Origin of the sequence: Kitasatospora sp. NBC_01300 (assembly GCF_041435235.1) — a bacterium.
Taxonomy (GTDB): Bacteria; Actinomycetota; Actinomycetes; order Streptomycetales; family Streptomycetaceae; genus Kitasatospora.
On sequence record NZ_CP108409.1, the window covers coordinates 874446 to 887500 of the forward strand.

Below are 13055 nucleotides of genomic sequence, written 5' to 3' on the forward strand. Positions count from 1 at the left end.
CACCTGATGCTCAGTCAAGATCCGGGAACCGCCAGCGGCCTGGAGTTCCACGACAGCCTCGTCCCGGCCCTGGAGGCGGGGACCTACCAGATCACCACCGGGCACGCCATCGACGGCCTGGACACCGGCGACTACTTCGCCACCCCGGTGGTGCGCACCCTCGCGGTGCAGGCCGCGCGGTTCGCGCTGCCCGACGGCGCGGTGCACGGGGTGTACCCCACCGACGGCGCCACCGGCACCTTCGACCAGCTGCTGCCGCACATCACCCTGGACACCCCGCCACTGCCCTGGGAACGCACCCTCACGGGGGCGGCGCCCACCCCCGGGCAGCCGGCCGTGCCGTGGCTGGCGGTGCTCCTCTTCGCCGAGGGCGAGCTGCCGGGCGACCCGTCCGCCACCGGCCGCACCGAGACGATGACCGTCGCCGACCTGCTGGCCACCCCCGCCGCCCAGGCCATCGCCCCCGCGCTGACCGACGTCGAACAGCCGGACCTGGCCACCGAGTGCCGGACGATCGACGTCCCCGCCCAACTGTTCTCCGCGATCGCCCCGCGGACCGGGGAACTGGGCCGACTCGTCCACCTGCGGCGCGGCGAGGACGAGCCCAGCGGGGCGCGCTCACGCAGCGACCGCACCCGGGCCCGCTCGCTGCGCGGCGTCCACCGCGCCACCCCGCCCCGCTGGTGGCACACCCTGCGCGACGACGCGTCCTACGAGGGCCTGCACGCGGTGGTCGTGGGCAACCGCTTCCCCACCACCACCGGCGGCCAGTACACGGCCCACCTGGTCTCCCTGGAGGGCTTCGCCGCCTACCTCGACGGCAGCACGGTGGCGAGCGCGCCGCTGCGCCTGGTCTCGCTGCGGTCCTGGTCGTTCCGCTCCCTGCCGGACTCCGGGGCGCACTTCGGCACCCTCGTCGAGAACCTGGCCGCACCCGGCCGCCAGGACGCCGCCGCGCTGGGGCTGCGGCTGCCGCCGAACGGCGCCACCGGCGAGGCCGGCGACCGGCTCACCCAGGGCTACACGCCGCTGGCCCACCAGCTCGACTCGGGCGAGCAGAGCTACGCCTGGTACCGGGGACCGCTCACCCCGCTGCCCACCCAGCCGCTCCCGCAGAGCGTGGAGCACGGCGCGAACGCGGACGCCCGGCTGGTGTACCTGGAGGAGCACGGCCTCTTCGACGTCAGCTACGCCGCCGCGTGGACCCTGGGCCGCTCCCTCGCGCTCGCGGACCCGCAGTTCCCGCCCGCGCTGATGGCCTGGCGCACGGTGGCCCGGGCCGGCGCCGGCCGGATGCTCGCCGCGCGCGGCCGGGCCGGCAGCGGCAGCCTCGTCGGCACCCGGGCCGCGACCGACCAGGCGGGCGCACCCGCGGCGATCGGCGCCCGCCCGGCCCGGCAGGCGTTCGAGGCGAGCGCCCTGCGCGGCCTCGCCCACACCCTCACCACCGCGCTGGCGAGCCCGCTGGACCAGGCCGCCGCCGGCCCTCGGCTGGCCCAGGCGCGACCGGCCCCGCCCCTCCAGGCCGCCGCGCCGTGGCTGCGCGGCCAGCTGGCCCGGCCCGAGGCGCGCGAGGCACTGCGGGCGGCGACCGCCGATGCCGCGAACCCGGTGCTGGACTGGCTCGACCGCCTGGCCCTGCTCCACCCGGTACCCCTCGAACAGCTCGTGCCCCGCCAGGAACTGCTGCCCAACGAGAGCCTGCGCTTCTGCTACGTCGACCGGGCCTGGCAGACGGCGCTCGTCGACGGCGCGCTGAGCATCGGCATCGCCGGCAGCCTGGACAGCGACCTCAGCACCCTGCTGCACGACGCCCTCACCGACCTGCCCGCCCGCCTCTCGGGCTTCCTGGTCCGCTCCTGCCTGGTGCCCGGCTGGCCCGCCCTGCGCATGCACCTGTACGCCGGCGAGGACGAGCTGACGGTGCTGCGCGCCGACACGCTGGGCGAGGACGTGCTGCTGGTGCTGGCCGACGGCATCGTGGACCGGCTCGTGGTGGCGGAACCGCCCCAGGGCCTGCACTTCGGCATCCAGGACGGCGACGTCCTGCACCTGCGCAACCTCAGGGGCGACGACATCGGCGCCACGCTGCCGGGCGTCCAGCTGCCGCAGGTCAGCGGCTACCTCGACCCGGACACCCGGGTCCTGGACGTCACCCGGATCGGCGACGCCATCACCGCCGCCCTCGGCGACCACGCCCAGGAGAACGGCCTCAGCGCGGCCGGCTGGGCGATCCAGATGGTCAAGGCGGCCCAGCAGATGACCTTCCAGCGATGACCCTCCAGCGATCCTGACGAAAGCGAGCACCATGCCGAACGACGACAAGGGACCGCTGATCGTCCCGGTCCAGGTCGACGCCCTGGCGGTCAACGACGAAGTCCGCTTCAGCGTGCCGTTCATCCGCTGGCAGGCCAACTTCAACCTGCTGGCGCAGAACCTCCCGCCCGAGGGCGAGCCCTTCGACAACAACCAGGCCGCGCACTGGAACACCGACACCACCGCGGGCGGCGTCTACCTCCAGTGGCAGCTGCCCCAGGCCCTGCGCAACGGCGCACACGACCCCGACACCGGCGACACCACCTTCCCGCTGGTGCCCAACCGCTGGCTCGTCGTCCGCTACAGCGGCCCGGCCGCCGACCGCACCGCCCACTCCTGGGTGATCGAGAGCGACTGGCTGCCCGCCGACGGCGACACCGCCACCGGCACCACCCCCTACCTGCGCCCCGGCACCGCCCGGAGCGTCCACATCGGACGGCGCACCGCCGCCGCCGACTGGCCGGGCGAGAGCGGCACGCAGGACCCGTACGTCACCGCCGCCGGGCCGGGCCTGCTCACCTTCTCCGCCTTCCAGCCGTTCAACGAGAACGTCCTCTCCCTGCACGACGACCTGGCGGGCGTCGCGGACCAGGACACCCTCGGCTACCTCGTCACCGGCTGGTACTCCGCACCCGGCGCCGACCCGCTGCACGAGGCGACCAGCCTGGCCGCCCTCGGCTGGGCCCTGGCCGCCGACCCCGACGCCGACACCCCGCCCACCGACCGCACCCTCTACACCGGTCAGGTGCTGGGCCTGAACTGGGACAAGGCCGGCACCGTGCCCGCCTCGGACCGCCCCCAGGGCGTGGACGTGGACGTCGCGGTGGGCAGCAGCTCCGTCGACGCGCTCACCGCCCTGCTGGTGGCCAAAGGCACCGACGCCGACGACGCCGCCCGGCTGGAGGCGCTGGCGCACGGCCTGCTCGACGGCCTGGACGACGCGGGCACCGAGTCCGTCGACCAGTCCATCCACCGCGCCTGGTTCGGTTCCACCCACGGCGGCCACACCTGGGACCTGGTGGACGGCACCGCCGGCGCCGAACTCTGCGCCCGACTCAACACCGACCAGGCCGCCCACGATGCCCAGGTCCGTCAACTGTCCGACACCCAGTGGAAGTTGTACGGCGCCTGGTGGCTCAACCGCCTCGACGACGTCCCCGACGCCTACGCCGACACGCTGCCCGCCACCCTCAAGCCCACCGAGCAGGACAGCCTCGCCGCCCGGGTCACGGCACTGGCGGCCGACATCGCCGCCCGCCGCGACCCCGGCTCCGGGCACCCGCAGCCGATCCCCTGGGGCGCCACCGACGAGGACCTCGCCAGCGCCGCCCAGGCCTACCTGACCGCGCACGGCGCCGACCCCGCGACCTGCACGCTCAAGCGCTCCCCGCTGGGCGAGTTCCACCACGCGCAGGACCCGGTGGTCCTGCTGAACGGGATCAAGAGCCCGGCCCCGGCCGACCTCACCGCCGCACTGCCCTGCCGCACACCGGACCAACTGCTGACCGGCATCGACCTGGGCAGCGGCCTCGCCCCCGCCCCAGCCGCCGTACCCGGGCCGCCCCTGACCCACCTGCCCGAGGCCGCCACCGTCGGCGCCCTGCTCGGCGAGTTCTGGCTGCTCGACCAGGCCCAGGCCGCCGGCACCCTCGCCGACGCCGTGGCCCACCCCGACCAGCGGGTCACCGGCACCCTCCCGGCACTGGGCACCAGCAGCTGGCGGCAGCCCTGGAAGCCGCTCTACCTGCTCTACGAGCTGTCCTACTACCCCATCCCGCACGACACCGCCGACGGCGACTGCTGGCAGTTCGACGGCACCCGCTACCACTGGACGAAGACCGGCCCGGCCGACCCCCCGGCCTACCAGTCCTACACCGGGCGGATCTACCTCACCCCGCACGCCACCTTCAACCTCGCCGCCCAGATCAAGCAGTACCGGGACACCCACCCCGACGCACCCCAGGACGAGCTCCAGCAGCTCGCCGACCAGGTGGCCGGCTGGGACCTGCTCAGCCAGGCCCTCGACGGACTCACCCCGCGCATCGCCCTGCGCGACCCGGCCCTCGCCGCCCACCCCGACGACGCCAAGGGCCTGGCCACCCTGATCGGCTCCCAGTACCAGACCACCCCCCGCCCCGGCGCCCTGCCCTCCCGCAACGGCAAGTGGCCCGCCTCGGACTTCCCGCACCTGCGCGCCGGCCAGTTCTCCTTCAACCGGATCGCGGTCGTCGACCAGTTCGGCCAGGTCACCGACCCGATCAACCCGCAGGGCAGCGGCAGCTCCACCGACACCGACAAGAAGCACCTGGTGCTGGCCGACAGCGTGCGCCCGGACGACGGCGCGACGATCCTGCCGGAGTTCCCCTACCGCTACGCCGAACTGCGCCCCCGCCTCCTGCAAGGAGCCCGGCTCCGCTTCGACGCCGTCAGCGCCACCGACGACAGCCAGGTGCTCGACCTGCACGCGGGCGTCAACCCGGTCTGCGGCTGGCTGCTGCCCAACCACCTGGACGCCGCCCTCGCCGCCTTCGACCCCGACGGCGGCGCGCTCGGCCAGTGCCGGACGGTCTACACCGACGGCGGGCAGCAGGTCGTCTGGGACCCGGCACCGGGCTCCAGCTACCCCACCCTGGACAGCCTCGCCCCCGAACTCCCGCACCTGGCCTCCTTCCTGACCGGCCTGCGCGACGCCGGCCCGGCGGCCCTGGCCGCCACCCTGAAGGCCGTCGACGAGACCCTCTACACCGTCAACCCGCTCGGCGGCTGGGACGACACCACCATGACCGTGCTCGCCGGGCGGCCGCTGGCCCTGCTGCGCACCCGGCTGGCCCTCGAACTCGACGGACCGCCGATCATGGACCCCAGCTGGGAACAGTGGCAGTACGTCCTGGACCCGAGCAGCACCGCTCCCCGGCCGGTCTCCCTGGACTACCGGTGGGGCGTGCGGCTCGGCGCCCTGGAGAACCTCGCCGACGGCCTGATCGGCTACACCAGCGGCGACGACTACACCACCCTGCACACCGTCCACCTGCCGTCGGACGCCCCGTCCTACCTGGCCGGCATCGGCACCGGGTTCCCGCTCACCACCGCCGGCACCCCGCAGTACCTCACCCTGCTCGCCGACCCCCGGGGCGCCGTCCACGCGGTCAGCGACATCCTGCCGGTCTCCGTCTTCACCGTCCCCGCCGAGTTCGTCAGCCCCGCGCTCTCCCGGATGGAGGTCTCCTTCCGCCTCGGCCCGGTCCTGACCAGCCCGCAGGGCGTCACCGGCGCCGACGGCAGCCCCGCCACCGGCTGGGTCCTGCCCCGCCCCCCCCGGCCCGCCACGGCGACTGGAGCTGGGCCGAACCCACCACCACCGGCTGGCAGGACAACCCGTTGGCACCCGCCGGCACTCCCGGCCACATCCCGACCCCGACCGCCCCTCTCAGCGCCCGCACCGGCCGCCTGCGCCTGCGCGGCGCGGTCGCCGACGAGCAGTGACCACCGACCCACGCACCACCGACCCACGCACCACCGACCCACGCACCACAGACCCAGGAGCAGCAGTGTTCGTCCGCGCCGGAGCCAGCGCCTCCACCGCCCTGAACTACCTCGTCACCACCGCACCTTCGCCCCTGGAGATCACCCCGGCGGACACCACGTTCACCCCGGCCACGATCTCCGTCACCGCCGCCAACCCCGGCCCCGACCCGGTCCGCGTCGTCTCCGTCAAGTTCACCCTCGTCGCAGGCACCGGCGCCGGCGCCCTCACGGAACACCTGGACCAGATCCACGCCACGGTGACCCCGGGCGCCGACTGGACCTTCGCCCGCGAGGACGACGGCACCTTCCTCGCGGTGCCCACCGGCGACCAGGGCTACGCCGAAGTCACCGACAAGGCCGTGCTGTTCGAGCTCACCAACATCGCCGTCAACGGCGAGATCGGCGTCACCACCCTCGACATCCTGGAGAGGACCCAGGACGAGGACGGCGACACCGCCAAGGGAACGGCCGAGTTCCAACTCGGCAAGTGCTTCCCGGGTTTCCAGTTCAGCGACCTGACACCCGCGTTCCTCGACGACGGCCACACCACCGTGACCAACGGCGACACCGCCACCCTGACCTGGACCGCCTCCCACGGCGCCGCCTACACCATGCTCCACGAGAACAAGTCCTACGACGTCACCAACACCCGTACCTGGACCTCCCCGAAGCTCACCCGCGACGCCACCTTCCACCTGCGCGCCAGCCTCACCACCGACGGCCACACCGTCACCCACTACCTGCACACCAACGTCACCGTGGACAAGCCCGACCTCACACTCGGCACCCTGACGGTGAACGGGGACGTCCAGGTCTCCGGGCAGAGCAACGTCCAGGGCCTGCACTGCGCGCAGACGCTGGAGGTCGGCGATGAGATCCACGTCGCGGGGAGCGTGTACGGCGGCGACCGCACCAAGCCCGTGACCCTGTACGGCGCCCATGTCACCAGCGACCTCACCGTCGACGGCAACCTCAGCGCCATCGGCGCCGGCACGTACGACAAGGACCTCTCCACCACCGGCGGGCTCACCGTCAGCGGCACCGCGACGGTCAAGGGCAGCCTCACTGTCGGCGGGCTCCTGACGGCCAACGGGGACCTCGACGTCTGGTACAAGAACAACAACGTGCAGAAGCTGACGACAGCCGGCGTCACCGGCGGCGTGAAGTTCCCCGGCCTGGTCGTGTTCAACAACTGCACCATCAACCAGGGCGACTGGACCAACCTCAAGAACTTCAGCAATGGCCAGGCCAAGTTCCACATCTGGAACACCATGTACACCGACGAGAGCAAGGAGGCGGTCGTCTTCGTCTACGACGGCAAGGGCGACCACCGCAACGTGACGGCAGACTTCGGCAGCCCGGGCATCGGACACAAGGGGCAGACGTTCCGATTCGAGTTCGAGTAACAAACTTTTTCTACCGGGACCGATGAGTTCGGGCGGTGGCGGCGGTCATACCTGGGAAAGCAACGACAGCCAACCGGGGAGACCTGAAATGTCCAGCACCGCCACCGCCACTACCAACGCCACCACCACCGTCGCCACGAAGTCCGGCAAGGCCGTGGTCCGGGTGGTCTGGACGCTGCGGATCCTGCTCGCGCTCTTCTTCGCCGTGGCCAGCGCGCTGCCCAAGCTGCTCGCGGTCCCCGCCGCCACGACCGTCTTCGACGCCATGGGTGTGGGCCACTGGTTCATGTACCTGACCGGGCTGGTGGAACTGGCCGGAGCGGTCGGCCTGCTGGTCCGCCGGCTGGCCGGGCCGGCGGCCACGGCGCTGATCGTCTTCCTGGTGTTCGCGTTCGTCACCCAGCTCACCGCGATGCACGGCGAGAACGCCGGGACCCCGTTCATCTTCATGGTGCCGCTGGCCGTCATCGCCTGGAACCGGCGCGCCGAGACCGCCGAGCTGCTCGGCCGCCGACGCTGACCGGTACACCGGTCGGTTCGGACGGGCGTCGCCGTGACGCCCGTCCGAACGGCTGCGCTGCGTGCGCGGTGGTGCGGGGCCGGGTCCGTCGGCGGTCAGCCTTCGTGGACCGGCTGCCCGGCGGTGGGCAGGGCGTCGCCCGTCTCCAGCAGTGTCTTGAGGCTGGAGAGGATGGCCGGCCAGCCCTGGCTGCACATCGAGCGCAGGGTCCCGGCGGGGTCGAAGTCGTCGTGGGTGACGGTCAGCTTCACCTGGTTGCTGTGCGGCACCAGCTCGAAGGTGACCTTCGACCGGCGTTCCGCGGCCAGTTCGGCGCGCAGTTCCTCGTCGACGCCGACCGTCCGGGCCCACTGCGGGCTGAAGGTGTGCCAGGTGTAGGAGAGCCGCCGGTACGGCTCGTTGACGAGTACGACCTGCTCCGGGTCGGCGGTCCGTGCGCCGCGCTCGCCCCAGACGACGGGTGAGCCCTCGGCCCAGTCGGTCTCAAAGCGCACGCCCCAGTACCGCTCGGTGAAGGCGGGGTCGGTGAGCGCCTGCCAGAGCCGCTCGGGTGTGGTGTTGATGTACGTCGTGTAGACGAAGGCGTTGTTGTCCATGGGTGGCTGCTCCAGTGCTCTCTTCAGATCGGCGAGCGCGGCGGCCCGCCCCCGGTCGAACTGGCTGATCCAGCGGTCCGCGATGGCGTTGATCGGAGCGGCGTTCAGGTAGTGCAGCTTCTCGCGGCCCTGCCGCACGGTGGTCACCAGCTCGGCGGCCTCCAGCAGGGCGAGGTGCTTGCTGACCGACTGCCGGGCCATGTCCAGCCCGGCGCACAGCTCCCGCAGGCTCTGCCCGTTGTGGGCGCGCAGGCGGTCCAGCAGCCGGCGGCGGCTGGGGTCGGCCAGGGCCTTGAATATCTCGTCCATCCGACGCCATCCCCCATCAGGCAGCCGAACGGCTGCCTTTTCACATTAGGCAGCTGTTCGGCTGCGTGTCAACGGCGATGCCCGGCACAGCGGTGCCGCAATGGCCCGCGAGCCAGCCGATCAGCCCGTCACCCCTCCGGCGGATGCAGCCTCGTCCCAGGTCAGCGGGCCGACTCCGCCCCGGAGCGGGTCCGAGCGGTGCCCAGCAGCGCGCGGACGGCCGCCCGGACGCGGTCGTCCGCCGCCGCGGGATCAGCGGCGTCGAGCTTTCCGTCGAGGTGGAGGAAGGCCAGGCCGTGGACCAGCGCCCACACGGCGGTGGACATCGCCTCGCGGTCGGCACCGGGGAAGGTGTCGCCGACGATTCCGCCGACGTAGTCCCACATCGCGGCGGTCGCCGCCGCCCGTTCCGTGTTCGCGGGGTCGCAGGGTTCGGCGAACATCACCCGGAACAGCGCGGGCCGGTCGACGGCGAAGCGGACGTAGGCGGCGGCGACGGCGGCGAGGTCCTCGGGTTCGCGCGGGGCCGGGTGCGCGGCGACGAGGTGCTCGGCGAGTTCGCGGTAGCCCTGCGCGGCGACGGCGGAGAGGAGCGCCTCGCGGTCGGCGAAGTGGCGGTAGGGGGCGGTCGCCGAGACGCCGGCCCGGCGGGCGACGGCACGCAGCGACAGTGCGGCGCTGCCGTCCTCCTCCAGGAGGTCACGGGCTGCGCGCAGGCAGGCGGCCCGCAGGTCGCCGTGGTGGTACGAGCCGGTCTGCTGTGGCATGGGTCACCCTCACTCATGTTTGCACTGCTTACATCACCGTCCTAATGTGAACAGTGCAAACATTCTAGTCCAGGGCGAGGAGACCCCCATGGCGGACGACCTGTTCACGGCACTACGGCTGGATTCGGGCGCCGTTCTGCCCAACCGGATCGCGAAGGCGGCCATGGAGGAGAACCTGGCCGGCGACGGCCAACTGCCCGACCGGCGGCTGTTCGACCTCTACCGCAACTGGTCCGCGGGCGGCACCGGCCTCCTGATCACCGGCAACGTCATGGTCCACGCCGAGGCGCTCACCGGCCCGGGCGGCGTCGTCCTCGATGCCGCCGCACCCCTGGAACCCTTCACCGAGTGGGCCCGGGCCGCCAAGTCCGGCGGCGCCGCGGTGTGGATGCAGATCAACCACCCGGGCCGCCAGGTGCCCTCCGGCCTGCCCGGCGTGGTCTGGGGCCCCTCCGACATCGGCGTCGACCTCGGCCGGCACAGCGGCCGCTTCGGCCGCCCCACCGCCATGACTCCCGATCAGATCACCACCACCGTCGAGCGTTTCGCCACCACCGCCCGCCGCGCCGCCCAGGCCGGCTTCGACGGCGTGGAGATCCACGCCGCCCACGGCTACCTGCTCTCGCAGTTCCTCTCCCCGCTCGTGAACACCCGCACCGACGCCTGGGGCGGCTCACCGGCCAACCGCGCCCGGATGCTGCTGGACGTGGTGCGGGCCGTCCGCTCCGCCGTCCCACCGCAGTTCGCCGTCGCCGTGAAGATCAACTCCGCCGACTTCCAGCGCGGCGGCTTCGACGCCGACGACGCCCGGCAGGTGATCGCCATGCTCGCCCCCCTCGGTGTCGACCTGGTCGAACTCTCCGGCGGCAGCTACGAGAGCCCCGCGATGACCGGCCGCCCCGCCGACCAGCGCACCCGATCCCGCGAGGCCTACTTCCTCGACCTGGCCGCCGACCTGGTCCGCACCAGCCCGCTCCCGCTCATGCTCACCGGTGGCATCACCCGCCGCGAGACCGCCGAACAGGTCCTCGCGGACGGCGTCGCGGTGATCGGCATGGGCACCGCCCTCGCCGTCACCCCCGACCTGCCCCTCCGCTGGGCCACCGGCACCGAGGCCGACCGCGCCCTGCGCCCGGTGACCTGGTCCGACAAGGCACTCGCCTCCGCCGCCGGCATGGCCCAGGTCCGCCACCAGTTGCGCCGCCTCGCCTCCGGCCGGGCCCCCTCCCCCGGCACCCGCCCCGCCGTGGCCCTGCTCGTCGAACAGCTCCAGCAGCGCAAGGCCCTGCGCCGCTACCGCGCCTGGCTGGACACCCGCCGGCCCGAAGCCGCGTAGCCGTCAATGGGGGGGATCCATTGTCCCGGAAATGCAAAGAACCCCCATCCGGTTTCCCGGATGGGGGTTCTCTGTGAATGATTGTTCGGCGGCGTCCTACTCTCCCACAGGGTCCCCCCTGCAGTACCATCGGCGCTGTAAGGCTTAGCTTCCGGGTTCGGAATGTAACCGGGCGTTTCCCTCACGCTATGACCACCGAAACACTATGAAACTGTCAACCGCACCAACCCCGTGACCAAACGGGTTGGGGTCGTTGTTTCAGAACAACACAGTGGACGCGAGCAACTGAGGACAAGCCCTCGGCCTATTAGTACCGGTCAACTCCACCCCTCACAGGGCTTCCATATCCGGCCTATCAACCCAGTCGTCTACTGGGAGCCTTACCCTCTCAAGGAGGTGGGAGTGCTCATCTCGAAGCAGGCTTCCCGCTTAGATGCTTTCAGCGGTTATCCCTCCCGAACGTAGCCAACCAGCCATGCCCTTGGCAGGACAACTGGCACACCAGAGGTTCGTCCGTCCCGGTCCTCTCGTACTAGGGACAGCCCTTCTCAACACTCCTACGCGCACAGCGGATAGGGACCGAACTGTCTCACGACGTTCTAAACCCAGCTCGCGTACCGCTTTAATGGGCGAACAGCCCAACCCTTGGGACCTACTCCAGCCCCAGGATGCGACGAGCCGACATCGAGGTGCCAAACCATCCCGTCGATATGGACTCTTGGGGAAGATCAGCCTGTTATCCCCGGGGTACCTTTTATCCGTTGAGCGACGGCGCTTCCACAAGCCACCGCCGGATCACTAGTCCCTACTTTCGTACCTGCTCGACCCGTCAGTCTCACAGTCAAGCTCCCTTGTGCACTTACACTCAACACCTGATTGCCAACCAGGCTGAGGGAACCTTTGGGCGCCTCCGTTACTCTTTAGGAGGCAACCGCCCCAGTTAAACTACCCACCAGACACTGTCCCTGATCCGGATCACGGACCCAGGTTAGACATCCAGCACGACCAGAGTGGTATTTCAACGACGACTCCACAACAACTGGCGTTGCTGCTTCAAAGTCTCCCACCTATCCTACACAAGCCGAACCGAACACCAATATCAAGCTATAGTAAAGGTCCCGGGGTCTTTCCGTCCTGCTGCGCGAAACGAGCATCTTTACTCGTAATGCAATTTCACCGGGCCTATGGTTGAGACAGTCGAGAAGTCGTTACGCCATTCGTGCAGGTCGGAACTTACCCGACAAGGAATTTCGCTACCTTAGGATGGTTATAGTTACCACCGCCGTTTACTGGCGCTTAAGTTCTCAGCTTCGCCCCACCGAAGTGGAGCTAACCGGTCCCCTTAACGTTCCAGCACCGGGCAGGCGTCAGTCCGTATACATCGCCTTACGGCTTCGCACGGACCTGTGTTTTTAGTAAACAGTCGCTTCTCGCTGGTCTCTGCGGCCACCCCCAGCTCAGGCAGCAAGTGCCGTCACCAGGAATGGCCCCCCTTCTCCCGAAGTTACGGGGGCATTTTGCCGAGTTCCTTAACCATAGTTCACCCGAACGCCTCGGTATTCTCTACCTGACCACCTGAGTCGGTTTGGGGTACGGGCCGCCATGAAACTCGCTAGAGGCTTTTCTCGACAGCATAGGATCATCCACTTCACCACAATCGGCTCGGCATCAGGTCTCAGACTATGTGAACGGCGGATTTGCCTACCGTTCGTCCTACACCCTTACCCCGGGACAACCACCGCCCGGGCTGGACTACCTTCCTGCGTCACCCCATCGCTCACCTACTACCCTCTTGGGTCACCGGCTCCACCACGTCCCATTGTCCGAAGACTCCGGGCCGGCTTCACGGGCTTAGCATCAAGAGGTTCAGCGTTGGCGCTTCAAAGCGGGTACGGGAATATCAACCCGTTGTCCATCGACTACGCCTGTCGGCCTCGCCTTAGGTCCCGACTTACCCTGGGCAGATCAGCTTGACCCAGGAACCCTTGGTCAATCGGCGCAAGAGTTTCCCACTCTTGTATCGCTACTCATGCCTGCATTCTCACTCGTATACCGTCCACGACTGGTTTCCACCGCCGCTTCACCCGGCACACGACGCTCCCCTACCCATCACAGCAGGCGTTGGCCCTTCATGCTGCAATGACACGACTTCGGTGATGTGCTTGAGCCCCGCTACATTGTCGGCGCGGAATCACTTGACCAGTGAGCTATTACGCACTCTTTCAAGGGTGGCTGCTTCTAAGCCAACCTCCTGGTTGTCTCTGCGACTCCACATCCTTT

7 protein-coding genes and 2 rRNA genes (1 of these 9 only partly in view) are annotated in these 13055 nt (G+C 70.2%); 5 read left to right on the forward strand and 4 right to left on the reverse strand.

Features of this window, described 5'->3' with window-relative positions; all coding sequences use genetic code 11:
* Positions 1–6 precede the first annotated feature (6 nt).
* The 4 genes from OG556_RS37450 to OG556_RS37465 all read left to right on the forward strand — a co-directional run bounded on the left by OG556_RS37450 (position 7) and on the right by OG556_RS37465 (position 7767).
* Positions 7–2277: a hypothetical protein gene (locus OG556_RS37450; RefSeq protein WP_331744527.1), complete on the forward strand. Its 2271-nt coding sequence runs from the start codon at positions 7–9 to the stop codon at positions 2275–2277.
* A gap of 31 nt (positions 2278–2308) precedes the next feature.
* On the forward strand, positions 2309–6715 hold the full coding sequence (locus tag OG556_RS37455) for a hypothetical protein (RefSeq protein WP_331744530.1): 4407 nt from the start codon (positions 2309–2311) through the stop codon (positions 6713–6715).
* Positions 6600–7247: a polymer-forming cytoskeletal protein gene (locus OG556_RS37460; protein ID WP_331744533.1), complete on the forward strand. Its 648-nt coding sequence runs from the start codon at positions 6600–6602 to the stop codon at positions 7245–7247. Before OG556_RS37455 ends, OG556_RS37460 begins: the two co-directional genes overlap by 116 nt.
* An 88-nt stretch (positions 7248–7335) precedes the next feature.
* On the forward strand, positions 7336–7767 hold the full coding sequence (locus OG556_RS37465; RefSeq protein ID WP_331744536.1) for a DoxX family protein: 432 nt from the start codon (positions 7336–7338) through the stop codon (positions 7765–7767).
* A gap of 95 nt (positions 7768–7862) precedes the next feature.
* Here OG556_RS37465 and OG556_RS37470 read toward each other — a convergent pair whose 3' ends face one another.
* Together OG556_RS37470 and OG556_RS37475 are read right to left on the reverse strand one after the other, a co-directional pair.
* Positions 7863–8672, reverse strand: coding sequence for a metalloregulator ArsR/SmtB family transcription factor (locus OG556_RS37470; protein ID WP_331744538.1), 810 nt, complete (start codon positions 8670–8672; stop codon positions 7863–7865).
* Positions 8673–8833: 161 nt separating this feature from the next.
* Positions 8834–9439: a TetR/AcrR family transcriptional regulator gene (locus OG556_RS37475; RefSeq protein ID WP_331744540.1), complete on the reverse strand. Its 606-nt coding sequence runs from the start codon at positions 9437–9439 to the stop codon at positions 8834–8836.
* Between the two features lie 88 nt (positions 9440–9527).
* On the opposite strand from OG556_RS37475, the gene OG556_RS37480 reads away from it, so the two are divergent.
* Positions 9528–10775 carry an NADH:flavin oxidoreductase/NADH oxidase family protein gene (locus tag OG556_RS37480; RefSeq protein WP_331744544.1) on the forward strand — a complete coding sequence of 416 codons (1248 nt, stop codon included), beginning with the start codon at positions 9528–9530 and terminating at the stop codon, positions 10773–10775.
* A gap of 83 nt (positions 10776–10858) precedes the next feature.
* Here the strand turns inward: OG556_RS37480 and rrf are convergent.
* Positions 10859–10975 (reverse strand): 5S ribosomal RNA (rrf, locus tag OG556_RS37485).
* A gap of 87 nt (positions 10976–11062) precedes the next feature.
* A 23S ribosomal RNA gene (locus tag OG556_RS37490) occupies positions 11063–13055 on the reverse strand; it runs 1128 nt beyond the window's last position.

Coding starts and splice junctions, on each gene's coding strand:
- OG556_RS37465 (WP_331744536.1), top strand. CDS start 7,336: ATGTCCAGCACCGCCACCGCCACTACCAACGCCACCACCACCGTCGCC.
- OG556_RS37450 (WP_331744527.1), top strand. CDS start 7: ATGCTCAGTCAAGATCCGGGAACCGCCAGCGGCCTGGAGTTCCACGAC.
- OG556_RS37480 (WP_331744544.1), top strand. CDS start 9,528: ATGGCGGACGACCTGTTCACGGCACTACGGCTGGATTCGGGCGCCGTT.
- OG556_RS37470 (WP_331744538.1), bottom strand. CDS start 8,672: ATGGACGAGATATTCAAGGCCCTGGCCGACCCCAGCCGCCGCCGGCTG.
- OG556_RS37455 (WP_331744530.1), top strand. CDS start 2,309: ATGCCGAACGACGACAAGGGACCGCTGATCGTCCCGGTCCAGGTCGAC.
- OG556_RS37475 (WP_331744540.1), bottom strand. CDS start 9,439: ATGCCACAGCAGACCGGCTCGTACCACCACGGCGACCTGCGGGCCGCC.